This is a genomic window from Streptomyces sp. NPDC002680, from assembly GCF_042889145.1.
Taxonomy (GTDB): Bacteria; Actinomycetota; Actinomycetes; order Streptomycetales; family Streptomycetaceae; genus Streptomyces; species Streptomyces adonidis.
Window position 1 is genome coordinate 59326 of the sequence record NZ_JBIAQP010000017.1, and the last position, 24574, is coordinate 83899.

16 protein-coding genes are annotated in these 24574 nt (G+C 71.0%); 11 read left to right on the forward strand and 5 right to left on the reverse strand.

Going from position 1 to position 24574, the window contains the following annotated elements:
• Window positions 1-426: 426 nt before the first annotated feature.
• A complete protein-coding gene (locus ACFYXF_RS36760) occupies window positions 427-3711 on the reverse strand; it encodes an FG-GAP-like repeat-containing protein (protein WP_389356303.1) in 3285 nt (1094 codons plus the stop codon).
• Between the two features lie 205 nt (window positions 3712-3916).
• Between ACFYXF_RS36760 and ACFYXF_RS36765 the strand changes: the two genes are divergently transcribed.
• From ACFYXF_RS36765 to ACFYXF_RS36795, 7 genes are all read left to right on the forward strand, one after another.
• Window positions 3917-4606, forward strand: coding sequence for an RNA polymerase sigma factor (locus ACFYXF_RS36765; RefSeq protein WP_389356304.1), 690 nt, complete (start codon window positions 3917-3919; stop codon window positions 4604-4606).
• The gene (locus ACFYXF_RS36770; RefSeq protein WP_389356305.1) at window positions 4603-5670 is read left to right on the forward strand and encodes a CU044_5270 family protein; all 1068 of its coding nucleotides are present in this window, start codon (window positions 4603-4605) and stop codon (window positions 5668-5670) included. Before ACFYXF_RS36765 ends, ACFYXF_RS36770 begins: the two co-directional genes overlap by 4 nt.
• Before the next feature lie 334 nt (window positions 5671-6004).
• Window positions 6005-6502, forward strand: a complete 498-nt coding sequence (locus tag ACFYXF_RS36775; RefSeq protein ID WP_389356306.1) for a GntR family transcriptional regulator — start codon at window positions 6005-6007, stop codon at window positions 6500-6502.
• A 4-nt stretch (window positions 6503-6506) separates the two neighbouring features.
• Complete coding sequence (locus tag ACFYXF_RS36780) at window positions 6507-7439, forward strand: ABC transporter ATP-binding protein (RefSeq protein ID WP_389356471.1); 933 nt, start codon at window positions 6507-6509, stop codon at window positions 7437-7439.
• Window positions 7436-8500, forward strand: coding sequence for an ABC transporter permease (locus tag ACFYXF_RS36785; protein ID WP_389356307.1), 1065 nt, complete (start codon window positions 7436-7438; stop codon window positions 8498-8500). The genes ACFYXF_RS36780 and ACFYXF_RS36785 overlap by 4 nt, the downstream gene beginning before the upstream one ends.
• 142 nt (window positions 8501-8642) lie before the next feature.
• Window positions 8643-11993 carry a S8 family peptidase gene (locus ACFYXF_RS36790; RefSeq protein ID WP_389356308.1) on the forward strand — a complete coding sequence of 1117 codons (3351 nt, stop codon included), beginning with the start codon at window positions 8643-8645 and terminating at the stop codon, window positions 11991-11993.
• Between the two features lie 184 nt (window positions 11994-12177).
• On the forward strand, window positions 12178-14769 hold the full coding sequence (locus ACFYXF_RS36795; protein ID WP_389356309.1) for a hypothetical protein: 2592 nt from the start codon (window positions 12178-12180) through the stop codon (window positions 14767-14769).
• 4 nt (window positions 14770-14773) lie between these two features.
• Here ACFYXF_RS36795 and ACFYXF_RS36800 read toward each other — a convergent pair whose 3' ends face one another.
• From ACFYXF_RS36800 to ACFYXF_RS36810, 3 genes are read right to left on the reverse strand one after another with little or no spacing between them, the layout of a single operon-like run.
• Complete coding sequence (locus ACFYXF_RS36800) at window positions 14774-15658, reverse strand: DUF3592 domain-containing protein (RefSeq protein ID WP_389356310.1); 885 nt, start codon at window positions 15656-15658, stop codon at window positions 14774-14776.
• Entirely contained in the window at window positions 15655-16128 is a 474-nt protein-coding gene (locus ACFYXF_RS36805) for a hypothetical protein (protein WP_389356311.1), read from the reverse strand. Before ACFYXF_RS36805 ends, ACFYXF_RS36800 begins: the two co-directional genes overlap by 4 nt.
• Before the next feature lies 1 nt (window position 16129).
• A complete protein-coding gene (locus ACFYXF_RS36810) occupies window positions 16130-16567 on the reverse strand; it encodes a hypothetical protein (RefSeq protein WP_389356312.1) in 438 nt (145 codons plus the stop codon).
• Between the two features lie 150 nt (window positions 16568-16717).
• On the opposite strand from ACFYXF_RS36810, the gene ACFYXF_RS36815 reads away from it, so the two are divergent.
• The 3 genes from ACFYXF_RS36815 to ACFYXF_RS36825 are packed head-to-tail and all read left to right on the forward strand — an operon-like array spanning window position 16718 to window position 22363.
• Window positions 16718-18097 (forward strand): hypothetical protein, encoded by a 1380-nt coding sequence (locus tag ACFYXF_RS36815; protein ID WP_389356313.1) that lies wholly within the window; start codon window positions 16718-16720, stop codon window positions 18095-18097.
• Window positions 18097-19389 (forward strand): hypothetical protein, encoded by a 1293-nt coding sequence (locus tag ACFYXF_RS36820; protein WP_389356314.1) that lies wholly within the window; start codon window positions 18097-18099, stop codon window positions 19387-19389. Before ACFYXF_RS36815 ends, ACFYXF_RS36820 begins: the two co-directional genes overlap by 1 nt.
• Window positions 19390-19405: 16 nt before the next feature.
• Window positions 19406-22363, forward strand: coding sequence for a hypothetical protein (locus tag ACFYXF_RS36825; protein WP_389356315.1), 2958 nt, complete (start codon window positions 19406-19408; stop codon window positions 22361-22363).
• A 239-nt stretch (window positions 22364-22602) separates the two neighbouring features.
• On the opposite strand, the gene ACFYXF_RS36830 is transcribed toward ACFYXF_RS36825, so the two are convergent.
• Window positions 22603-23532: a hypothetical protein gene (locus ACFYXF_RS36830; protein ID WP_389356316.1), complete on the reverse strand. Its 930-nt coding sequence runs from the start codon at window positions 23530-23532 to the stop codon at window positions 22603-22605.
• 292 nt (window positions 23533-23824) lie between these two features.
• Here ACFYXF_RS36830 and ACFYXF_RS36835 point away from each other — a divergent pair, with 292 nt between their 5' ends.
• The gene (locus ACFYXF_RS36835) at window positions 23825-24571 is read left to right on the forward strand and encodes a phosphotransferase (protein ID WP_389356317.1); all 747 of its coding nucleotides are present in this window, start codon (window positions 23825-23827) and stop codon (window positions 24569-24571) included.
• Window positions 24572-24574: the final 3 nt, after the last annotated feature.

Genomic DNA, 24574 nt, shown 5'->3' on the forward strand with positions numbered 1-24574 from the left:
CCGGACCCCTGGTCTTGCGATGGCGTTGATGGTGACAGAGCGAAGTTCTGGCCTGAGTGGATTACGCCATATCGGGTGTACCGCCCGGTAATTCATGTATGGGCACGTAAACGGTCCGGTGGCCCGGAATCCCTGCCCGCACGGCCCCCGCCCGCAAACCCCCGAGCCGACCGGCCGGACCGGACGTTCCACAGCGGACCCTCAGGTCAGCCCCGCCACTCGAACGACCGTCCGCAACAACGCAAGGAATCGGCCGGATGCGTCGTACTTGGCGAAAAATCAGGTTTCCGGTGCGGAAGTGGTGATGGGGGTGTGGTGGTGAGGGGTGGCCGCGGGGGCGGGACGGTGAGGGGACGGAAGCGGCCCGGCAGCCCCTCGTCGGGACTGCCGGGCCGCTTCGGTGCAGGTCGACCGGCGCTACCGGCGTTACATGACGGCCTTGTAGCCCTGCCAGCCCGTGGCGATCCGGGTGCGGGGGCCGAACGTGCCCTTCCCGGTGCCGTTGTTGCGCCACACGTTCCCGGTGGTGTCCCGGGACACGAGGTCCGCGCGGCCGTCTCCGGTGAAGTCGCCGACGCCGACGACCACGTTGTAAGTGGCGCCCCAGTTGTCGGCGATCTTCACCCGCGCCTTGAAGGCACCGGTGCCGGTCCCGTCGAACCGCCACAGCTCGTTCGACTTGTCCTGCGCGACGAGGTCGCCGCGGCCGTCGCCGTTCAGGTCTCCGGCGCCGACGATCTTCTTGTAGCCGGTCCAGCGGGAGCCGACCTTCACACGGGCGGAGAGCTTGCCGGTGCTCGTCCCCTTGAAGAGGAAGACGTCGCCGGTCGAGGCCTGCCGGGCGACCAGATCGGGCCGCCGGTCGCCGTCGACGTCACCGGGTGAGGTCAGCACGTCGTACTGGTTCCAGCCGGTGGTGCCGAGCGAGGTGTACGGCGTCGAGGGCGTCGCCGCCTTGCCGCAGGCCGGGCGGTACGCGCGCAGGGCGCCGCTGCTCAGCCGGACCAGGACGTCGTTGCAGCGGTCGCCGCTCAGATCGCCGTACGGCACGAACTTCGCGCTCGTCGGCCAGCCGGTGCCGGTGACCTTGGCGCCCAGGGTGCCCGTGCCGGTGCCGCGCTGGACGGTGAGCGTGCCGTTGGCGGAGAGGGTGAGGAGGTCGCCGACGCCGTCGCCGCCCGCGTAGTCGCGCGGGGCCGCCGATCCCGCCGTCACCCTGGTGGTGCCGGAGAGGGTGAGGGAGGCGCCCTGGCCGTCGGCGGGCTTCGCGGTGAGCGCCCAGGTGTAGGTGCCGTTGGCGACGAGCCGGCCCGCGGTGTCCTTGCCGTCCCAGGCGGCCATCAGCAGACCGCGCGCGGAGGAGCCGGTCAGGGTACGGACGGTGGCGCCGGACGCCTTGTCCCGGACGGTGACCTGCCAGTCGGCGGCGGGCTTGGACAGCCACCAACTGCCGGACCAGCCGGTGGAGTTGGGGGTGAGGGTCGAGTCGATCGCGGTCAGCGCGGAGGCGGGGACGCCGGTCGGCACGATGTGGACGCGCTGCTCGTCGTCGGCGTGGGCGACGGGGCCGCCGAAGCGGTCCACGGTCCAGCTGGTGCGTCGACTCCTGGTTCCGTATTCGTACCGGCCGAGTTCCCTCCAGTCGACGAGCTTGCGGCTGGGCAGGTCGTCGTAGGACCCGCTGGACGGCAGCCCTTCGTGCAGGTCGACGAGGGTCAGGCCGCTTTCCGAGTAGGTGCCTTCGATGTACTGGACGAGGTAGCCGTCACCAAGGAGGACCTCGCCCACCGGGGCGGTGGAGGTGCGCTTGGTCGTGCGGTCGTAGACGCCCGCGTCCTGGAAGTTGCCTTCTGGTTCGTCCAGGCACTGCCAGTACACCCAGCGGCCCACAGCCTGAAGCTCGTACGGGGTGCAGCCGTTGGTCGTGGTGAAGGACTCCACGGCGGTGCCGGCGGGCAGCCGGGTCGCGGTGACCTTGCCTCCGGTGGCTGCGCCGCTCCACAGGGTGTTGCCCCAGACGGCGGCGGCGACCCGCTTGCGCTTCTGGAGGACCTTCCCGGCCGTACCGGCGGAGAACTCGCCGATGTACTGGTTCGAGGAGGAGATGCCTTCGACGATCGCGTACCGCCCGGAGAGATCCGTCAGTTCCGGGGAGTCGTCGTTCGTGTCGAGGGTCGGGCCCCAGTTGGGGGAGCCGTTGGCGTACAGCATGGTCAGGCCGGTCACGGTGTCCCGTTCGCGGCCGTGGTGGCCGGTGCCGTCGGCGAACATCGGGATGCAGCGGGGCGTGTTGTCGTTCGGGCCGCAGTTGCCGTCCCAGCCGTCGACCAGGCCGTCCACGGTGCTCCGGGTGACGCTCGGGGTGCCGCCCCCGGTGGGTGTGGTGAGCCAGGTGCTGCGGTACGCGCCGATGACCTTGTCCGGCTCGTACAGAGTGCTGTTGTCGGCCGTGCTGAGAATGCCACTGCCGAGGGAGAGGCCGTGGATCTGGGCGGGGAACGGCTCGACGGCGGTCAGCCGGGTACGGGTGACGGTGCCGTCGGCGGCGGGCGCGATCCGGTACACCCCCCAGTCGAGGTCGCCCCGCTCGACGTACCGCTCGGCGCCCGCCACGAGGACGGAGCCGTCGGGTGCCTGGACGAGCTGGCTGGTGGCCGGTTCCATGACCTTGGTCGTGTCCGTGCCCGTGCCGTCCGGGGTGAGTGCCCAGAGGGGCCGGCCCCGGGGCACGTACTGATCGTCGTCCGTCCACTGCGATGCGATGCCGAGCACTGCGTCGCCGACGACGCCGAACGAGGCGTAGGAGTTGAGGGAACCCGTCTCGACGGTCCGGGGCGGTGCGGACAGTTCGTCGCGGTCGAACAGGTCCGCCTTGCCGCTTCCGGCACGCAGTCGCACCACCGAGTCGGCGCCCAGCCGGAAGCCGGTCACCTCCCAGCCCTCGTCGGAGGCGTCGACCCGGTCGGGCAGGGTGCTGTACACCCCGGTGGCGAGGTCGACGGTGCCCCAGCGGCCGTTCCCCCCGTCCGCACCTCTGCGGTAGTGGACGAGGAGCGACCTCGCGTCACCGTCCTGGACGTCGACGGCGACATCGGCCGGAAGTCCGGTCACCGGCGTATCGGTGACTCCGCCCCCGTCCTGGGGCCGCAGCAGGTGGTACGTGCGTGGGCTGTTGCTGCTGGTGAGGACGGTGTCGCCGAAGGTGCCCAGGTACGAGTGGCCCGGGGCCACCGGCACCACGGCGGTGCCCCCCGAAGTGCCGTCGCCCTGGATCAGGGTGACCTGGTCGTCGTCCCCGTTCTCCGAGTACAGCGCGACGGTGTCGGAACCGTCCCCGTACCAGCCGGGCCTGGACTCGGGGAAGTCGTTGAAGGAACCCCTGCCGATGTCGCGCCGGTGGATGGTGTAGGGCAGCCGCTGCTCCAGCCCGGTGGTGGCACCGGTGGCGTAGTCCGACCACAGGAGCCGGTCGTCGCCCTCCTGCGCCCAGAGGAACCCGCTCGCACCGGCGTTGAGGATCCATGTGGCCCTGGGCACGGCACGCGAGGCGGCCGGCAGGACGAGTTCTCCTTCTCCGGCCGCGGCGACGGTCGAGGGCGCCGACACCGGCACGGCGCCGGCGCTCAGCGGAAGGCCGAGGCTCAGTGCCGCGGCCACGACAGCGGTGGCGGTACGGGCAGGTCTGTGTCGGCGTCGGCCGGGTCGGGCCACCGTTCCTCCAGGGAAGGCAAGAAGAGGGCGTGGCGGGAACGTACGTACGACAGCGCCCTGACTTCTCGCTCGGCCCCCCGGCCGTCCCCCCACGCGCGTGCGTGACCGAGCGTAACAGCATGCCCATGACCACCAGCGAACGCTTTTCCCGCAGCCGACAAGTAGAGGGTGTGACCGTGTGGCACGGTCGCGGAAGGGGGTCTTCATGCGGTGGGCATCGACGCGACAACCGGCACCGGAGAGCGGTGCGTCGGAGGGGCTGGAGGGTCCGGACGGTGAAGTGCCGGACGAGGGGGAGCTGTTCGCCCGTTCCGCGCGGGATCCCGCGGCGTTCGAGCCGTTGGTCGCCCGGCATTCGGTGGCGCTCCACGGGTACTTCGCGCGGCGCGCGCCCGCCGCCGCCGACGATCTGCTCTCCGAGGTCTGGCTCCAGGCGTACACGAGCCGCCGGACCTTCGACAGCGCCAAGGGCACGCTCCGGACCTGGCTGTTCGGCGTGGCCCGCAACGTCCTGGCCGCCCACTGGCGCGACAGCGCGCGGGAGCGGCCGGAGGCGGAGCCGGAGCGGTTCGGGCGTACGGCGTCCGTCGTGGACGCCGACCCGTGGCACGCGGTGGACCAGCGGCTCGACGCCGCCGCACTCGCCCCGCTGGTACGCGGGACGCTGGCCGGACTCCCGCATGTGGAGCGGGAGTTGCTGCTCCTTGTGGCCTGGGAGCAGCTGACCCCGACGGAGGCGGCGGCGGTGCTCGGGATACCCCCGGGCACGGCCCGCTCCCGGCTGCACCGGGCCCGCAGCAGGCTGCGCGAGGCACTCGACCCGGACCGGACGGCACACGCGTCCGGCACGTCCGCCCGTACGTCCGTACTCCGTCCGACAGGAGACCCCGTATGACCGAGCAGCACGAGGTTCTCGACGGCCTCGACACATTCGACGCCCTCGACTTCCCCGGCGCGGACATCCTGGCCGCCGCCGGCGAAGTCACCCCGCCGGGCGCGGGGACGATCGACGCGGCCCTGGCCGCCGTACGCCTGGCCGCCGCCGGCGAGGGTGCCGCGACGGACAGCAAGTGGCCCCGGCGGCGCTTCGCCGGTACCCGGCGCAGCCGCATCCTGCTCTCGGCCGCCGCCGTCGCGGCAGTCGTCGCCGGCGCGATCGCCGTACCGACGATCCCCTTCGGCGACACCCCACCGGCGGCGGGCGCGAACGCGGCGTCGTTCCTCCACGGGGTGGCGGACACGGCGGCGGAGGCTCCGAGCACGGACGCGCCGTACTGGAAGGTGAGCCAGAAGTCCGTCAGCATCCACGACACCGCCAGCCCGACCACTGTCTGGCTCAGCCGGTCGGGAATGATCACGAAGAGGAAGGGGAGGTACGTCTTCGTCGCGGCGGGAAAGGCGCCCGACGCGCAGATGGCCTGGGATGTCGCAGACGGGGGGGTGAACTGGGACGACCTCCCCAAGCTGCCGACCGAACCGGACGCCCTCAAGGCGTATCTCCTCAGCGGCAAGCCGACGAAGACCCCCAAGAACGAGGTGGTCTTCCGGGGCATCGTCACCCTGCTCGAGGCGCCGGTGAGCTCCGAAGTGCGCGCAGCGCTCTATGACTTGCTGGCCCGCCTGCCCTATCTCCGCCTTGTCGGTCCCGTGCACGACAGCGCAGGGCGATCCGGGGTGGCGATCGAGTTCGACGGCCAGACCACACGCAGCCGCATCGTCATCGACCCGAAGACCGCCATGCCGCTGGAGCGCCAGAACTCGACTCTCGGCGGCCCGGCGGACGGTCAGGTCTACCTCACGACGACGTACGTGTCCCTGGAATCCGTCTGGACCGCCCCGAAGGCCGAGCCCGCCGAAGAACACCGGGTCGATTCCCGTGGCCGGGGCGGAACCCTCGTCAAGGTCCCGGGAGGATCCATTCACGTTCTCGATCCCGATTCCCTGAAGAAGAAGAGGTAAGGACGGCCGCCGCCGTCGCGGACCCGAAGTCCCGTCGAACGGCCGGCGGAACGTACCTGCTCTGGATCGGCCGGCCCGGCACGCTCACACCGAAGGGGTTCGCCAACCGCACACAGCGGTCGGCGAACCCCCTTTCCTGTTGTCCCGCTCAGTCCGCCGGCCCGTCTCGGCCCGGGTCTTTCCAGGCCCGCACCCAGGCTGACCACCGGAACGTCGTCCAAGAAGCCCCTCCCGTCACTCTGGACAACCCCCGCCACGGCGCGCCGTTCTCCCGGCCCCCGTTGACAAGCGCCCGTCAACCCCTCCATCATCATTCCACTAATCAAGTAGTGGAATGGTGGTGGTGATCGTGGAGTACCGCATCGACAGGCGGAGCGGGGTCCCCGCCTTCCAGCAGATCGTGCAGCAGACCAAGCAGGCCCTGCGGATGGGCGTTCTGGTGCCGGGTGACCGGCTGCCGACCGCCAAGGACGTCGCCGAGATCAGCGCGGTCAACCCGAACACCACCCTCAAGGCGTACCGCGAGCTGGAGCGCGAGGGCCTGGTCGAACCGCGACCCGGCCAGGGCACCTTCGTACGCCGCACGCTGGCCCGCCCCTCGGCGGGCACCGACTCCCCGCTGTACGGGGAGCTGGTGGCCTGGATGTCGAAGGCGGCCGGGGCCGGTCTGGAGCAGGAGGACGTGGCCGCACTGGTCACGTCGGCGATGGAGAAGCAGTACGCCGCCGGGAACGCGCCGACGGCGGGGGCCTCGACACCGGGGTCCACCACAACGGGGTCCATGACGACGGGGTCCACGGGGGCCACGACAACTAGGAGCACAGGTGAGTGACGGTATGTACGCGGGGGAGCCGGCGCTTGAGGCGTACGGACTGGGCATGCGCTACCGGCGGGGCTGGGCGCTGCGGGACTGCTCCTTCCGGCTCCCGGCCGGCCGGATCTGCGGGCTGATCGGACCCAACGGGGCCGGCAAGACCACGCTGCTGAGCATCGCGGCCCATGTCCTGCAGCCGACGCACGGCTCGGTCAGCCTGTTCGGCGAGGCACCGGGATCGGCCGAGTCCGGTAGGCGTACGGCCTTCCTCGCCCAGGAGAAGCCCCTGTTCCGCCGCTTCACCGTGGCGGAGACCCTGCGGCTCGGCCGGGAGCTGAACCCCGGCTGGGACCAGCGCGCCGCCGAGGACATCATCCGCGCGGGCAACGTCCCCTTCGAGGCGAAGATCAACACCCTGTCCGGCGGCCAGCGCACCCGCGTCGCCATCGCCCTCGCCTTCGGCAAGCGCCCCGACCTGCTGCTCCTCGACGAGCCGATGTCGGACCTCGACCCGGTCGTGCGCCACGAACTCATGGGCACCCTCCTCGCCGAGGCCGCCGAGCGCGGCACCACCGTGCTGATGTCCACCCACGTCCTCGCCGAACTGGAGAACGTGTGCGACTACCTGATCGTCGTCTCCGGCGGCGGAGTGCGCCTCGCCGGTGACGTGGACGAGCTGATGTCCGTGCACACCCTGGTCACGGGCGCCAAGGAGGGCGACGGAGTGCCCGCCGGCCTCGCGCACCACACCCTCGTCGAGTCCCGTACCAGCGGACGGCAGTTCACCGCGCTCATCCGCCCCGAGGGCCCGGTCACCGGCCCCTGGGAGACGGACGCCCCGAACATGGAGGAACTCCTGCTCGCGTATCTCCGCTCGCCCGAGGCACCGCCCCTGATCACCCCGACCGCCCAGGTCCAGGGTCAGGCGTTCGGCACCGGGGCGGTGGCGGCATGAGCATCTCGACCAGCAACTCGACCCCGAAGAACGTCTCTTCCGGCACCTCGACCGACAGCAAGAACGGGACCATGAGCGCGACGACCACCACGGAGGCCACCCGGCGCCCCCGACTCAGCGGAATGACCTGGCTGGTCTGGCGCCAGCACCGGGCCGCCTACTGGACCATTTTCGCCGCCGCCGCGCTCTCCGCGGCCTGGATCGTCTACCAGCGCGGCCAGATGATGGACTTCCTCGACGGCTACGGCTATCCCACCAAGAGCCTCGACGAGGTGGGCAACGAGTTCCAGCAGTACAACGACGCGTTCACCTCCGTCTCCACCGGTCTCATGGCGATACCCATCCTGCTCGGTGTCTTCCTCGGCGCCCCGCTCCTCGCGGGCGACCTGGAGAACGGCACGGCCAAGCTGGTCGCCGCCCAGTCCGCGAGCCGGACCCGCTGGCTGGCCACGAAGCTGGGGCTGACCACGCTGGTGGTCCTGGTGATCACGGTCGCGCTGTCGGCCGCGTTCGGCTGGTGGTGGAGCCCCGTCAAGTCCGAGGTCACGGTCATGGACTGGACCTCCAGCGAAGCGTTCAACACCACGGGCCCGGTGCCCGTAGCCCTCACCCTGCTTTCCGTCATCGGTGGCGTGGCGATCGGTGCGGTGCTGCGGCGCACGCTGATGGCGATGGTGGTCACCTTCGGGTTCACCGTCGTCCTCCAGCTCGTCTGGTCCTACTGCATCCTGTCGCTCGGCAACGTCATCACGGTCACGACGAACAAGGGCGTCCTCGCCGAGAACTCGATGCCGACGCTGCCCGACGGCGTGTACCAGATCGACGAGTCGTACATCACCAGCAGTGGGAAGCTGCTTGGTTGGAGCACGTGTGCGCAGGGGGATTCGGATGCGGTGCGTGAGGTCTGTCTGAAGAAGGCGGATGTCGTGGGGTGGTCGGTGGACTATCTGCCGATGTCGCAGATGAACGGTATGCAGTGGTTCGGGGCGTCGATTCTGTTCGCGTTGACCGCTGGGATCGCGGTGTTCCTCTTCGTCTGGGGTCGTAAGCGGCTCGTCTGAGTAGTCGTTTTGCTGCGGGCCGGTGGGGGCTGGTCGCGCAGTTCCCCGCGCCCCTATCGGGGCGCCTCCCCACTCCTTGTTTCTTTGTCCCGTCGGACGGGCTGCTTTGCCGTGCCCGGAAGTCCGGAGAGAAAGGTTTCCTTTGAACCACCGCAACAGACGTCGACGCGAGGCCACGGCCCTCGCCGTGCTCACCGCGGCCGCCCTTACCGGGACCCTGCTCGGGGCGCCGGGATCGCAGGCCGCGCAGACCGGCAGCGTTACGGCCGGCCGCCTCGGTGAGGGGAAGACCGTCACCCTTGTCACCGGGGACCGGGTGACCCTGGACTCCGCCGGGCAGGTCACCGGCGTACGGGCCGCCAAGGGGCGGGAAGGGACCACCTTCCGAATAGCGCGGGACGCCGACCGGACCCTTGTCGTCCCGCGTGATGCCGAGCGGCTGCTCGCCAACGGCACCGCCGACCGGCGGCTGTTCGATGTGACGCAGCTGGTCAAGTGGGGGTACGACGATGCCGCCCGCCCCGATCTGCCGCTGATCGTGACGTACGCCAAGGGCCGCGCTCTCGCGTCGAGCGCGCTGTCCGCCGCCGGGGCCCGGGTCAGCCGGGACCTGCCCAGTGTGAACGGGGACGCGCTCAGGGTCCGTAAGGCCGACGGCGCCGAGCTGTGGGAGACGCTCACCGGGAGCGGGGGGACGGCGCGGGCGATGTCGGCCGCCGCCGACAAGGTCGAGCGGATCTGGCTCGACGGCAAGGTCGAGGCGGCCCTCGACCGGAGCGCCGCGCAGATCGGCGCCCCCGAGGCGTGGGCCGCCGGGTACGACGGCGAGGGCGTCAAGGTCGCCGTGCTGGACACCGGGGTCGACGGCACGCACCCGGATCTGAAGGGCCGTATCGACGCGGTGAAGAACTTCTCCGAGTCGGCGGACACCGTCGACCGGGTCGGGCACGGTACGCATGTGGCCTCGACCGTCGCGGGGTCCGGTGCGAAACCCGGGGGCAAGTACAAGGGGGTCGCTCCCGGTGCCCGGCTGATCAGCGGCAAGGTGCTCGACGACAGCGGCTACGGCGAGGAGTCCGGGATCATCGCCGGTGCGCAGTGGGCGATCGCCGAGGGCGCCAAGGTGATCAACCTCAGCCTGGGCGGCCCCGACGGCCCCGGTGACGACCCGCTCGAACAGGCCGTGAACGACCTGTCCGCCTCCTCCGGCGCCCTCTTCGTGATCGCCGCCGGCAACGAGGGTCCGGCTGCCGGCACCATCGGTTCGCCCGGCAGTGCCGCCGCCGCGCTCACCGTGGGCGCGGTCGACCGTGATGACGCGATGGCCGACTTCTCCAGCCGGGGTCCGACGGCGGACGGCTCACTGAAGCCCGACCTCACCGCCCCCGGCGTCGACATCGTCGCCGCGAAGGCCGCCGAGGGCACGGAGGGCGACCCGGCCGCCGACGGCTATGTCTCGATGAGCGGTACGTCGATGGCGACCCCGCATGTCGCGGGCGCCGCCGCGATCCTCGCCCAGCGCCACCCCGACTGGACCGGCGAGCGCATCAAGGCCGCCCTCACCGCGTCCGCCAAGCCGACCGCCGGTGTCTCGGCGTTCGCGCAGGGCACGGGCCGTACGGACATCGTCCGCGCCCTCGACCAGCAGCTCACCACGAGCCCGGCCACCCTCGGCTTCCCCACCCAGCAGTGGCCGCACACCGACGACACGCCGGTCACCAGGACCATCACCTACCGCAACGACGGCACCGCGCCCCTCACCCTCGACCTGACCACCGAGGCGTACGGCGAGGACGGAAAGCCCGCCGCCGAGGGCATGTTCGAGGTCTCGCCGAAGCAGCTCACCGTCCCGGCGGGCTCCACCGCGACCGCCCAGGTCACGGCCGACTCCAGCGCGGGCACGGCAGACGGCGGCTTCGGCGGCTCGGTCATCGCGACGGACGGGGGCAGCAACTCTGTGCGGACCGGTGTGGGCCTACAGCGCGAGGTCGAGTCGTACGACCTGACCGTCAAGCACCTCGACCTGAACGGGAAGCCGGCCGGGCGTTCGGAGACCGGGGTGCAGGGGCTGGACAACCAGATCTGGAACGACTACTCGGACGACACGGACGGCGAGTTCACCGTGCGGCTGCCCAAGGGGCGTTACAGCCTCGAAGGCCGGATCGACACCGACACGGCCGCGAACCCTCACGCCGGCAACCTCGCCCTGCTCGTCAACCCGAAGTTCTCGCTCACCCGGGACACCACCCTCGTCATGGACGCCCGCAAGGCCAAGCCCGTCCGGATCACCGTGCCGGACAGCAAGGCCAAGCACACCGACGCCACCCTCAACCTCGGGTTCGACATCGACGGGAACCAGAGCACCTCCACGTACCTGATGGACAGCTTCGGCAAGCTGCGCGTCGGGCAGTTCGGCGCCCGGCTGCCCGCGAAGGAGGCGTTCGCGCAGTACAACGGCACCTGGACGCACGGCAGTACGAGCTACCGGCCGGCGATGAACCGTACCGGCGATCTGGCCGGCTTCACCGTGAACCTCAAGCGCGCGCAGTTCGCCAAGATCACGATCGCCGCCGGCGAGCCCGCCAAGGGCAAGACGGGGTCGCTCGTCGCGGCGCCCATCCTGCCGGGCGGCTGGGCCGACTTCTTCCCGACCGAGTTCTCCCTGCCGGCCAACCTCACCGACTACGTCCTGCCGGGCGTGAAGTGGAGGTACTCCGTCTCGCAGGAGAGCGGCAAGGACGCGGACGGCGAAACGGTGTGGGACGCCGGCCAGTGGACGGCGAACCCCCGTTCGTACAGCGCGGGCAAGCAGTACACCGAGCGGTTCAACACCGGGGTCTTCGGCCCGCACCTCACGGGTCCGCTGACGGGCACCGAGGACCGTCCGGGTGCCGTCCGGGTCGGCGACACCTTCATGGCGTACCTTCCTCTCTTCTCCGACGGCGCCGGGCATGTCGGCGACTCCCGCTACAGCAAGGCGAAGAGCACCCTTTACGCGGGCGGCACGAAGATCTTCGCCACGGACACAGACCTGGCCGGCGTCTCGTACGAACTCCCCGCCGCCAAGCGCGCGTACCGTCTCACCACGGACGTCTCCCGCCCGACCTCGCTGTCGTCGGTCTCCACCCGCGTCACCGCCGAGTGGACCTTCACCTCCGCGCACGTCACCGGTGTCGGGCAGCGGCTGCCGCTGTCGGCGGTCCGCTTCTCGCCCAAGCTGAGCATGGCGAGCACGGCCAAGGCGGGTACGCGGTTCTCGGTGCCGTTCGCGGTCGAGGGTGCGGCCACCGCGCGTACCGCCCGCAAGCTGGCCTTCTCCGTCTCCTACGACGACGGCCGGACCTGGCACGCGGCCAAGGCGGTCGACGGCAAGCGTCTCGACCTGCGCCACCCGGCGAAGGCGGGCACGGTGTCCCTGCGCGTGACGCTCACGGACAAGGACGGCAACACCCTCAAGCAGACGATCAATCGGGCCTACCGCACCATCAAGTAGAGCGAACAGAGAAGGAGAGAGGCGCCCGGATCGGCTTCGGCCGGTCCGGGTGCTTTCTGGTTCTTACCGGATTCATGACGGCTGAGGGGCCTGACTCACTACAGCTGGGCCAGCAGGGAGAGTTATCGTCCGACCTGCTTGTTCACCCTTTCCGCTCTTCCTTTTCCTCCGTTCCAGGAGCTCCATGCGCCGCCCCAGACAGGCCTCGCTCTCCCTCGCGACGTCGATATCGATCGTCGCGGGGCTGACCACCGCCGGTATCGGACTCGCCGGTCTCACCGGCTCAGCCGCCTGGGCCGACAGCACGGCCGCGCTGCCACTGTCCACGTACGCGCACATGCTGGTCGACACCGCTCACCAGCACATCTTCTTCAGCCAGGGCGCGGGCTCGACGGGCATCGTGGTGACCGACCTGTCCGGTACGCCGGTCACCACCATCGCCGGTGAACAGGGCGCCACGGGCCTGGCCCTGTCGCCCGACGGCAGCACGCTGTACGCGGCCCTGGCGGACGGCGACGCCCTGTCCGCCATCGACACGGCGACGCTGAGCGAGACGACCCGCGTCCCGACGGGAGCGGACAGCGCCCCCGTCTCGGTCGCGGTGGCGGGCGGCAAGGTCTGGTACGGCTACACGGACGCGGCGGCGGACGGGAGGGGTGCCATCGGTTCGGTGGACCCGGCAGCGGCGGAACCGGCGGCAACTCCCCAGCCCACGATGGACAGTTGGTCGGTGGCGCCGGTGCTCGCCGCCGGGGGCGAGGTCCTCGCGGCCGAGGTACCCATGGACAACCTCAGCCATGTCGCCACCTTCGACGTCTCCTCAGGTACGGCGACGACCAAGGCGAACCTGGGCATCCACGGCGGTACGGCTACGGGACTCCAGGTCACGGCCGACGGCGCACAGGTGCTGCTGGCGGCTCCCGAGTCCCCGTCCGTCCAGGCCTACCGCACGGCGGACCTCAACTTCGCCAGCCCCGCCGGCTACTACAGCGGCGGCCTCTACTCCGCCCCGAACTCCCTGGCCCTCGACGCCGACGGGACGATCGCCGTCGGCTCCACGGCGGGTTCGGCGGCGGGTCTGTATCTGTACGCCGGCTCCCAACTCGCCGAGAACCACGTCACGTTCCCCTCCGGCACCCTGGCCCCGGACGGCCTGGAGTGGGGCGGCGACGGCACGACGCTGTACGCGGTCACGAAGGACTCGGCGGGCGCCTACACGCTCAACACGCTGAGCGAGGCGAAGCTCACCGACACCGAACTCGCCCTGAACCACCCGCAGTACGCGGTGCCGACGCAGTCGTTCACGTTCACCGGAACCCTGAGCACGAAGGGCTGGACACCGACGGGCGAGAGCCTGAAGGTGACCCGCGACGGCGAGGAACTCCCGGGCGTCACGGCCACGTTGGACAAGAACGGCTCGTTCGCCGTCACGGACACGCGCCCGGACGAGGGTGCCTACAAGTACGAGGTGACATACCCGGGCGACGCGACGCACCGCCCGTCGACGGCCTCGCTGACGGTGTACGTGGCGAAGCTGTCGACGACGATCCCGTTCCCGGACGTGACGTCGGCGACGCCGGGTGCGGTGGCGTTCACGGGCTCGCTGACGACCTCCCTGAACCTGGGCAGCCTCCCCGAGGGCACGACGGTCCAGGTCTCCCGGACCAACGAGGACACGCAGCAGACGGTCCAGCTCCCGTCGGTCCAGGTCGACCCGGCGACAACGGAGTTCACGGTCGCGGACGCTCCGGCCGCCTCGGGCAGGTTCACCTACCACCTCTCCTACGCGGGCGACGCGACACACGAGCCGACCTCCTCGGACGCGAGCGTCCAGGTCTCCCCGTACACCCCGGCCCTGACCCTCAAGGCGCCCGCGACGGCGACGCGGGGCGCCGCGCTGAGCTTCACCGGCACGCTGACCGACGCTCCCTACGCGAGCGGCGAGACGGTGACCGTGACCCGCACCGACGCCGGACACACCACAACTCCGGTGCGGTGGACGAGCGTTGTGGGCGCGGACGGCAAGGTGACGATCAAGGACACGCCGAGCATCGGCGGCGCCAACACCTACACGGTCAGCTATCCGGGAGACGCCTCGCACCAGGCGGCGACCGCCTCGGCCATCGTCCAGGTGTCGCGGCTCGCGACGACGGTCTCCGTGGCGACGAACGCGTCCACTTATACGTACGGCGCGACGGGCACGGTCACGGCGCATCTGGGGGCCACGTACAACAGCCGTACGGTGTCGATCTGGGCGACACCGGCGGGCGGCACGAAGACGCTGGTCAAGACGGCGGCCATGGACAGCAAGGGCAACCTGACGGCGACGTACAAGCTGACCCACAACACGACGTTCACGGCGTCCTTCGCGGGCGACTACCGCTATGCCCCGAAGTCGGCGACGCGGACGGTGAACGGCCAGGTGCGGGTCGCGACGAAGCTCGGCGGCTACTACGGGACGACGACGTACAGCGGCACGACGTACCGCGTCTACCACCACACCGTGAAGCCGCAGGTGGTCGCCACGGTGACGCCGGACAAGTCCGGCCAGTGCGCGAAGTTCCAGGCCCAGGAGTACTACGGCGGCGCCTGGCACACGCTCACCACCTCGCCCTGCTTCTCCATGGCCCCGGGCAGTGTGGGCGTCACGCACCTGAGCCTGACCAACGCGGTCGATCAGAGGTTCCGGGTGCGGGCGGAGTACGTGCGCAGCGCCAAGGACACGACGAACGTGAGCACTTGGGGCGGGTGGCTGTATCTGACGGTCAGGAACTGAGCGGTCAGGAATTCAGCAGCTGTTGTCCCACCAGGACCGCGCCGGTCACGGTCGCCCCGGCCCCGGCGATCAGCACGAGGACGACGGCGCCGAGTGTCCCCTCGTTGTCGCGGTGCTCGGCCGCCAGGTCCGGGGTGTAGATCCTTGGGGCGGTGGGCGCGTAGTGGATGGTGAGGTCGCGGCCCAGTGAGCTGCGGGGCTTGGGGACGCCCTCGCGGCACAGCACGGTCATCCGGATGCCCTCGGCGGTGGTGAAGACGATGACGGGGGCGTGGTTGACGATCTCTTCGCCCTCGCCGTCGGTGTGGACGTCCCTGGTCACGGCCACGACCCGGCCGGGGACGGCCACCGCCGAGGACAGCAGCGCGGCACGGACACGCGCGTTGCGCAGGTCGGCGCCCGTCGCGGCGAACACGGTGACCAGCGCCCCGAACCCGAGCAGCGCCCACGGGTACCCCCACAGGACGGTCGCGTGGACGACCAGCCCGACGAGGAGCAGGGCGACCGCGCAGTCGGGGGCGGACCGGCCGCTCCGGTCGGGGATGGTGTCGAGCACGACACGGAACAGGTCAGGCCGTCCACGCGGATGACGTACCGCCACCTCGCGGCCCACCCAGGCCTCCGTGAGCGTATGACCGTGCCTGCCGGTGTTCGGGAGGACGACGTCCTGCCCGCCGGCCGGGTGCGGGAAGGCGACCGTGACCGGTATCCCGGGGTACTTGGACGCGCCGTGCGCGGGCTGCTCCACCGCCACGATCCTGGCCGTCGTCCAGACCGCCCGCTGGGCCGGGGTCAGCCCGGCCAGGGAGAGGGCGTAGCCGAGGAGCGCCAGTCCTGCGGGGACCGTCCACCACAGCTCCAGCAGGTCGTGCGCGTGGTGTGTGTTCACTGGGTCTCGATGCGGTACAGGCGGCGGGTCGGGTCGACGACGACGGCGATGCGCAGGCCCACCCGCAGGCCGGCGTCCGGCGAGCGCTTCCAGGTCGCGTCGAACGCGGCGAACCCCGGTCCGCTGATCCGCAGGGCGACCGCGATCCCGGAGTCCTCCCCGTCCGACCAGGTGCTCAGGTCGGTGATCTCGCCCGTGGCCGGCAGCCCGACCGTGTCGAGCAGCCGGTTGTGCTCTCGCTCCACACTGGCGATGCACCAGAGGGCGATGCCGAGGGGCAGGCAGACCACGGTGATGATGATGCCTTCGACCAGCATCGAGGCGTCGGTGAAGAGGGTGAACCCCAGCAACAACGGTCCCCATACGCACATCGCCGCGGCGCTGGTGTAGAGGAGCACGGCGCCCGCCGCACCGATCCGGTCCACCCGAGTCGGTTCGGCGCCCTCCGAGGTGCCCGGCCCGTCCGTCATCTCAGGCTTCCGGCCTGTCCGTCGCCACGCCGTCACCGGCGTAGAGGTAGGCACCGGGGCGGGCGGGGTCGGCGATGAGCAGCACCTGGTCGCCCGTACGCGGGATCCGCAGCTTGGAGACGATGGTCTGGAGGGCGATCCGGTCGGCGGCGCCGGGCAGTTGGAGGACCAGGTCGACGACCGGGTCGTAGTTGATCAGCTTGCCGGTGTCGCCGATCGACACGACGACGGCCGGTATGGTCGGCACCCCTGCGGCGAGCAACTGCTGAACGTCGAGGCCCGAGTTGTAGGCGCCGATCGACTGCTGCACCCTGGCGAAGTCCTCCTGGCCGAGGAACGCGCGCGTGGTCCGGCCGTAGAAACCCTTGCCGCTCGCCACCTTGCCCACGATCTCGGCGGCCTTCTCCTCACGGCTCTTGCGGCGCCCGAAGATTCCCATGACTTGTTCCCCTCTCGATTCCCTCATCCGACGATGACGAGATGGACGCTAGGCGGGCCGCGACGCCTACCGATCCCAGGTTTCGGCCGCCCGTCCGCCCCGTTTCCCCTCGCCGTGACCGCCCGTTTTTTCTCGGCGTACGCTCCTCGCATGCCGTCCTCCAGCCAGCAGCCGACCGGTGAGCGCCGACCGCGCGCCCTGGTCATCGACCGTGCCTGGCGCGGCCTCGGACCTGGCCTGGAACCGCTGAGCGGCCCCGGCGGGGCACCGCTGACCCGGACGGTCAAGCTGATCCTGCTGCCGCTGATCGTCAGACCGGCGCTGCGTCCCGAACTCGCGGCGGACTTCCTCGAACCGGCGCAGGCCGCGCGTCTCGACGGGCTGATCCGGGAGTCCGGTGCGCGTCTCGCGGCGACGGCACAGTGGTTCACGCTGCTGAAGAAGGCGCGGCGAGCGCTGGGCATCGTCGCGGGTAACCCCCAGGACCTGTATTTCCAGCGGTGTTTCGAGCTGGCCACCGAGCACGGGGCGCCTTCGCTCGATGGGGACGCGACGGCGAGGGCTGTCGTCGAGGAGGTGGCGGACACACCCGGCGGACGTACGGTGGACGCCCTCAAGGACCATCTGGCCGACGCCGCAAGGCGGTTCCGGCTCGACGGCGAACTGGCCGCCGCCTGGGAGCGCCGACCCCCGGCCACCGCCGACGCGGCCTCGATCGCGGCGATCACCGCACGGGCCGCCGAGGCCCTGGACACCTGCGGCGCACCGGACGCGACGCGCACCTCACCGTCGTACACCGCCATGGTCGAGGCGGGCCACGGCGACCTGTTCGGCCGGGCCCTGTGGGCGTACACGAGCGGGGTCTGGGGCCGCGACGACCTGCCGCCCCATCTCGGGCTGACCGGACGGCGGACACCGCCACGGCCCGAGGTCGGCCGGGGTGCCTCGACGGCTACCCTGCCCGCGCCGCTGGACCGCACGCTCTTCGAGCGACTCTTCGTCGTCCTCCAGTCGTCGGCCCACCGGGAGGAACTGCCGACGGTGCCGGAACTCGTCGCACGGGAGACCGGCCGCAGCTGCGCCCCGCTCGGCCTCTACGACGAGAGCCTGCGCGTCGCGGTCGTCCTCGGCGGCCGGCTCGCGGCGGGCCTCGACCCGCTGGGCACCGGGGGCTCGCTCGGCCGGACGGCGGCGCACCGGGCCGTCAACAGCCGCTGGCAGCGGGAGGCTTCGGTGCTGCGCGCCCGCCGGATGACCGTCTCGCCGTACCCCGACCCGGACGGCGGCGTCCTGGACGCCCTCGCCCAGGACCTCCGTACCCCGTGGGCCGCCTACATGCGACGCCTGTGGGTACGGCTGCACGGCCGCGACGTCCGCGACGCACCCCTGCCGGACCTCGCGTCGGCCTGGTCGGTGCTCGACGGTGTCGCCCGCTCGGTGATGATGGACCACCGGGCTCGCGTCCGCTCGGCGCTGCGCGGCCTGTCGACGGGCAGCCGTGCGCCGGCGGCCGGGGCGAGGAGCGCGTGATGGCGGGGGCGGGGTCGGGCGTTGCCGTGCGGGTCTCGCGGGGCGAGGAGGACGGCACGGTTCGGATCGCCGTGGACGGTGAAGTGCCCGCCATGGAAGCGGACTTCACCCGGGCGGTCCTCGATGTGGCGGGCGCGGTCCTGACCTGGCCGGTCCTCGGTACCCCTGGGTGTCTGCCGTCGGCGCAGATCCACGATCCGGGGCGGGCCCAGCAGTGGCTGTGGGCGCTGTACGGCGAGCGTGTTGCCGCCGTCGTCCACGACTGCGGCCGTACGACGGGGGACTTGACCGGAGTACGAGTGATCGCGCACCCGACCGCCCTCGCGGGCAGCGCCGCCCGGCTCGCCCTCGGCCACTGGGCGGCCAGGTGGTGGCCGGCCTCCTACCCGGACGCGATACCCGCCCTCCAACCGGACCTGTTGGGCCTGGAGTTGGCCGCGCTGACCCACCACTGCCAGCAACTGTTCGACGGCGGCGGCGATTACGGTGACGATCAGCCGGACGACTGCGCCGCTGAACTGATCGCGGACCACGAGGCGGCCCTCGACCCCCTCCTCCAGTGGTGGCGAGGCACACCCCAACAGGTGGATGTGGCAAGCCACTTGGAGAGCGTCCTACGGCTGATCGACGACGCGGCGGACACCGCCGGACTGGACGGGCCCGCCCTGCGCGACCTCCGTTCGGCCCTGGACGGGAGAGGCCCCGCCGACCCGTCGACCGACCTCGGCGTACTGTTCGCCCGCCCCGACGGCTACGCCCTGGCGGCGGGCGAACCACTGGGCACCGGCGGCCGGTTGATCGCCCGGGGCCAGGGGACCAACGACTGGCGCCGCTACCCGCCCGGCTTCGTCGACGCGGCCGAGGGCGCGGTGACCTGGACCGCCCGTGCACTGGGCGCACGGCGACGGATCGAGGTCGAGGTCGTCGCCCACAGCACGGCGCCGACCACCGGCGCGCCGCTGGTCGCGGAGGTCCACGTCGACGGCGGCGACCCGCACCGGGTGCCCCTCACCAGACGGGACGACCTGTGGACGGGCCGCCGCGAGCTGGACCCGGACCTGCTGGCGGGGATATCGGCGCCGAGTATCGAGGTCGGCGTCCTGCTGCCGGGCTTCGACCCGGTCACGGGCACGCCGGGCGACCGCGCGGCCCGTGAAGCCGTACGAGCCCTCGCTCGGCGACGACTGACCGCGGCGACAGAACCTACGGCACACGACGGGTCGCCGCACGACACACCCTCGGCCCCGTTCCTCGCCGAGACCGCGGCAGCAGCCACCGACGAGGACTACTGACGAGGACCACTGACGTATGTCGAACGAGGAGATCTCGCAGGGCGAGCAGGCCACGACCGCTGGCGGGACGCAGCTGTACGGGGAGCCGCTCGACAGCGCCTTCGCCCTGGCCGAGGAGCACCAGCTGGCGGGCGACCTGTCGGCCGCGTGCGCCGTCTACGACGAGTTGCTCACGTTCGCGGAGTCCATCGAGGACTCGCCCGACGTACGTTTCCTGCGAGCCCACCTGCTCTCCAACCTCGCGAGTGTCCGGCTCACCGCCACGGACCTGGCCGGAGCCGAGGACGCGGTGGAGCGCGCCCGCACCCTGCTCGACGGCATCGCGTCGGCGCCGATGGGCCCGCGCGGCCGTCAACTGTGGCTGGAGATGCTGCTGAGGACGCTGATCGCCGGCTGCGACCTGTTCCGCAGAACCGGCCGCCTGGACGAGGCGCTGGCGTGCCTGGACGAGGCGGCGGTCAGACTGCCCGAGTTCGACGACCCCGAGGGACTGCGAGCGTCCGAACTGGCCCTGAACCGGGTGCTGTTGCTGATGGACAGGGGTGAGTGGGGCCCGGCGGAGGACCTCGCGACGGCGCTGCTGCCCACCCTGGGGACAACCGACGCGACGCAACTGGAGACGGTCCCGCGCCTGTTGACCGCCCTGGGCATGATCTGCTCATCGACCGGCCGGTTCGACGAGGCCGAGGACCATCTCGCCCGCGCGGAGGAGCGCTACCGGGCCCTGGGGGACATCGGCGAGCAGCGGTCGATGCTCGCGTACCGGGCATGGGTCGCGATGGACCGGGGCGAACACGCCCTGGCGGAACGCCTGTTCGCGGAGGCGTCCGCATATTTCGAGCAACAACAACTGCACGGCGACCTGGCGGCCTGCGAACAGGCCCGCGCCTACCTGGCGGGCCGGCGCGGCGACATGACAAGCGCGGGCGACCTGACGACGGCGAGCCTGTCCCGTTTCGAGCAGCTCGGCGCCTCTCTCGCAGCCGCCGACACGATGCTGCTGGGCGCTCAACACGCGTACGCCCGTGGCGACATCGAGGAGATGAAGCGCCTGGCCCAGACGGCCCGTGACGTCTACCAGGAGCGGGAGGTGTACGAGCGCTGCGCACAGGTCGACCTCATGCTGGCGACCACGCTTGAGGACAACCTGAACCGGACGGACCACGGCGCCCACGAGAGACGTTCGATCGACAACGCCCTCTCCCTCGCACTCCCGGCAGCCCTCACCCTCCAGGCGGCCCGCTACGACTTCGCGACCGCCCGTGCCCGCGCCCAGTGGCTCCAACTGGCGGACGAGGGCATGGAGTTGGCGTTCCGCCTGGCAGTACGACGCCAGGACCAGGGCCTGCTCTTCGAACTGGTGGAACACCGCAGCGCGGGCGCGACCCTGTCCCTGGCGCCCGATCCACGCCCGTCGACGACGGCCGAGGCGGGCACATCGCTCTTCCCGAACGCGGCGATGAAGGCGGAGAGGGCGTACGAGCGAGCGGACGCCCCGACGACGCTCGGGCCCGGTCTCGGGGGAGTGGCGGCGGAGGCAGCCGCCTCGGCGGGCCTGCGCGTCGCACCGCCCCCGAAGGTACGGATGGCGGCCCAGGGCCCCGGCCGGGTCGCACTCCAGGAGTACATCGCGGCGGCCGAGTTCCGCTATCGCCGCCGGATCGTGAACGACGACGAGATCCCCTTCTGGATCACCGATGATCTGACGAGCCGCCCAGTGGTCCAGGTCCGACTGGCCGACGCCGGCGACCTGTTCATGACCTGGACCTGGGCGGGCGGCGCGAAGGGCTTCGGCACGGGCCGAGCCCCCGCCGACGAAGTCGACCGGGCGGTGGGGGAGTTGGCGGAGGCGCTGCCGGCGTCGGGCGAGGGCGCGACGGGTATGCGCCGGGCGTTCGAGACGAGCCCGCTGGCGACCCACGACACAGAGCGCAACCTCGCCCGGTCGCTGGCGGAGGCACTGTGGCCGGAGGGCCTGACGGCACAGATCCGCCAGGTGTCGGCACGAGCGGGCCGCCCCCTGATCCGGATCCAGCCGTCGCCACGGGTCGCCCAGGTCCCCTGGGAGCTACTGGCTGTACAAGACGGGACAGACATCCGACTCCTGGACCTGGCGGACGTGGTGACGACGGCACCGACGTCACTGAGAAGGCAGACGACCCCCGAAGACGAAGAAGACAGGTCCGCGTCCCCCTCCGAAACAGTCGTCCTGGTCCTGGACCCCAGGGTCCCCGGATTCCGTGCGGACTCCCCGCTCGGCTCGGTCCTGGGCCCACCGGGCTCGGACCCGGAGCTGCTGGCCCTCGTCCAGAACCACCTCGACACGACCACGGTCGCACCATCCATCGCCACCCCGGCGGAGGCGTTCCGCCGCACGGACCAGGACAGGGACTGGCTGAGCGAGGTGCTGCGCAAGGGCGCCCGCAGACTCCTCTACGTAGGCCACGTGAGCGGCGCACCTGTAACCGGCGGCCAGAGCGAGGACGGCACGCTCCACCTCTGCTGCGGCCCGAACACCACAGGCCTGACCGACCCGATCCGCACCCACCGCCCCCTGTCGGCCAAGGACCTCCTACTGGGCACGTTGCCGCTCCGCCCAGACGGCGAACCGGGCTCCCGTATCTGGCCCGCACCACCCCGGGTAGCCCTGATCGGCTGCGAGAGCGCCGCCGACCTCCGCTTCACGGAACCGCTCGGCCTGGCCACGGCCATGCTCCACAACGGCGCCGCCCTGGTCACAGCCACCCGCTGGACCCTCCCCACAAGCTTCGCCTACCACCACTTGGCCAAGGTCCCGGAGTCGGTACGCCCCCTGTCGGAGGCGATATGCGCGATAGACAGGGCCCACGAACACCCCGACCCGGTAAGCAGCTTGGCGGACTGGCAGCGCGAACAGCTGGACCACTGGCGATCGGAGGGCAGGACCGAACACTCGCCGCTGCTGTGGGCGGCGATGACGTGCATCGTCGTATGACCCCTGAACGTCCAGACTGAACACCGACGACGATTCCGGAAGCGAAGCGGCACTCAGGGGGCCGCACGTGCGCATTGCGGTGTCCGCCGCGTGCGCGTCGTCGTCGGACGACGGGGACGGCCAGGCGTCGCCGGCAGATCAAGAAGCTGATCAAGGGGTCCTGAGATCCAGTACGGGAAGCGGCCGGGCGCAGCCGCCCCGAACGACGGCAGCCGTGCCCCGCCCCGCTCCGCAACAGTTCAGTCGGCGCCGGTCCGACTCTGGTTCGCCGCCCGGGTCCTGGGAAGGCTGTCGGTGATGATCTGTGCGCAGTCGGCGAGAAGGTTCGTCAGACGATTCAGTTGGTCGGAGAGTCGGTCGTACTCATCAATGTCTGCGGGTGTCCATGGGTCCTCGGCGGCTTCCATTTCGGAGGCACGCGATCCGGCCATGACAGCTCGGATCACTTCCTGAGTGGCGCTCCGCAGGCGGTCCGCTGCCTCGCCGGGTGTGCGGTCGAGGAGAACGTCGAGTTCGTCCGGCTCGGGCAGGGCCGGAATGCCGTGTTCGAGCCAGAGGTCTCCCCAGAGGCGGCGGCGTCGCGCCTCAGGATCGGCACTGTCCACCACGCTGATACCGCCCGCGTCGTCCTGCTGGACGAACAGTCCGGCGCGGGCCGCCAGGTCGGCGGTCATGCTTACGAGGTCATCGTCATCGCCGGATACGGAATCCGGCCGAGGGGCGCCCAGGAAGGTGCCCAACTCCACGAGCTGACGCGTCTGTTCGTCCGCACTCGGCAGGATCGACATCTCTTCGTCGGTCATCAAGGTGTCCGGCGCGGCTGCACCCATGCGGGCGTGAGGCAGCGGCGTTCCGTGGACGGCGGAATTCCAGGCAGCCAGGGATGTGTCCAGCCACCAGCAGACGAACTCGCGCGCGGCGTCGCGGTGCGCCTTGGCGCAGCGGACGGCCAGATCCAGACGGACCGTCAGCAGCACGGTTTCAGCGTCGTACCTGGAACTCTGCCTCCTGTCAGCGTGTTGCCGAATACCGGCCTCGCTGAGCGCCTCCAACTCCTCCATGCGCCGTTCTTCGGCTTCGCACTCCCGGAGCAGAACGGCCGAACTGTCGGCCATGGCCGACAGAGCTCTGTCGACCTCTTCTCCGGAAAGCAATCGAAGACCACCCATGTCACAACTCCCGCACGGAGAAGAGAGGAAAGGAGGGCGGGGGCGCGCTCCTGGCGTCGCCCCACGGCATCGGACCGTATCTCCTCGCCGAACGGGTTCCGGCGAAAACACCGGAACCCGACTTGTGGATGGTGCTGCGGTGCTAAGGACTCCTGGCAAAAGTGGTGGGCTTGACCTGGTCAGAGGCCGGTGTCGTGCACGAGGCCGCCGGGTTTCGGGACGCGGTCAGCCGCGTACTCGCACGCGACAAACCCGGCGACGTCGGCGATCGACCCCGGGATACTGGTCGCCCATGGATGAGGTCGAAGTCGTCGTCGCCCATTCCGAGCGCGTGACTCTGCGCGTCGGTGACGTGTTCCTGAAGGTGGACGCCGATCAGGCGCGCCTCGACGCCGAGGTCGAGGCGATGTCCCTCGTGCCGGTCCCGACCCCGGACATCCTGTGGCGCAAGCCGCACGTGCTTGCGATCGCCGCACTCCCGGGGACGACGCTCGGGCGCCTCGGCGGGCCGTCGACCGGGTCGTCGGCGGCGTGGGCCGCAGCGGGCGCCGCCATCCGGAGGCTGCACGAAGCACCCCTGCCACCCCGACCTGGCCAGGCCGGCCGGAGCATCGCCGCGCTGACGGCGGAACTCGACCACGAGTGCGGCTCGCTCGTGACGAACGGCCTCCTGCCCGCCGACCTGGTCACCCGCAACCGCCAGGTCGCCGAGGCCGCGCTCCGGCCGTGGACTCCCGCGTTCACACACGGCGACCTGCAGATCGCGCACGTCTTCGTCGACGGCGACGAGGTCACCGGCATCATCGACTGGTCCGAGGCGGGCCAGGGCGATGCCCTGCACGACCTCGCCACCTTCACGCTCGGACACGAGGAACACCTCGAAGACGTCGTCACCGGCTACGGCACCGACATCGACCTCGACGTGATCCACGCGTGGTGGTCGTTACGAAGCCTGCTGAGTGTTCGCTGGCTGACCGAGCACGGCTTCCACCCCTTCGCGCCGGGCTGTGAGGTCGACGTACTGAGGTCCCGGATGTGAGAC

What these genes read in the sequence shown, in the direction of transcription:
- ACFYXF_RS36795 (WP_389356309.1), top strand. Translation starts at nt 12,178, where the DNA reads ATGCGCCGCCCCAGACAGGCCTCGCTCTCCCTCGCGACGTCGATATCG.
- ACFYXF_RS36780 (WP_389356471.1), top strand. Translation starts at nt 6,507, where the DNA reads ATGTACGCGGGGGAGCCGGCGCTTGAGGCGTACGGACTGGGCATGCGC.
- ACFYXF_RS36825 (WP_389356315.1), top strand. Translation starts at nt 19,406, where the DNA reads ATGTCGAACGAGGAGATCTCGCAGGGCGAGCAGGCCACGACCGCTGGC.
- ACFYXF_RS36835 (WP_389356317.1), top strand. Translation starts at nt 23,825, where the DNA reads ATGGATGAGGTCGAAGTCGTCGTCGCCCATTCCGAGCGCGTGACTCTG.
- ACFYXF_RS36805 (WP_389356311.1), bottom strand. Translation starts at nt 16,128, where the DNA reads ATGACGGACGGGCCGGGCACCTCGGAGGGCGCCGAACCGACTCGGGTG.
- ACFYXF_RS36830 (WP_389356316.1), bottom strand. Translation starts at nt 23,532, where the DNA reads ATGGGTGGTCTTCGATTGCTTTCCGGAGAAGAGGTCGACAGAGCTCTG.
- ACFYXF_RS36815 (WP_389356313.1), top strand. Translation starts at nt 16,718, where the DNA reads ATGCCGTCCTCCAGCCAGCAGCCGACCGGTGAGCGCCGACCGCGCGCC.
- ACFYXF_RS36765 (WP_389356304.1), top strand. Translation starts at nt 3,917, where the DNA reads ATGCGGTGGGCATCGACGCGACAACCGGCACCGGAGAGCGGTGCGTCG.
- ACFYXF_RS36775 (WP_389356306.1), top strand. Translation starts at nt 6,005, where the DNA reads ATGGTGGTGGTGATCGTGGAGTACCGCATCGACAGGCGGAGCGGGGTC.
- ACFYXF_RS36820 (WP_389356314.1), top strand. Translation starts at nt 18,097, where the DNA reads ATGGCGGGGGCGGGGTCGGGCGTTGCCGTGCGGGTCTCGCGGGGCGAG.
- ACFYXF_RS36770 (WP_389356305.1), top strand. Translation starts at nt 4,603, where the DNA reads ATGACCGAGCAGCACGAGGTTCTCGACGGCCTCGACACATTCGACGCC.
- ACFYXF_RS36810 (WP_389356312.1), bottom strand. Translation starts at nt 16,567, where the DNA reads ATGGGAATCTTCGGGCGCCGCAAGAGCCGTGAGGAGAAGGCCGCCGAG.
- ACFYXF_RS36785 (WP_389356307.1), top strand. Translation starts at nt 7,436, where the DNA reads ATGAGCATCTCGACCAGCAACTCGACCCCGAAGAACGTCTCTTCCGGC.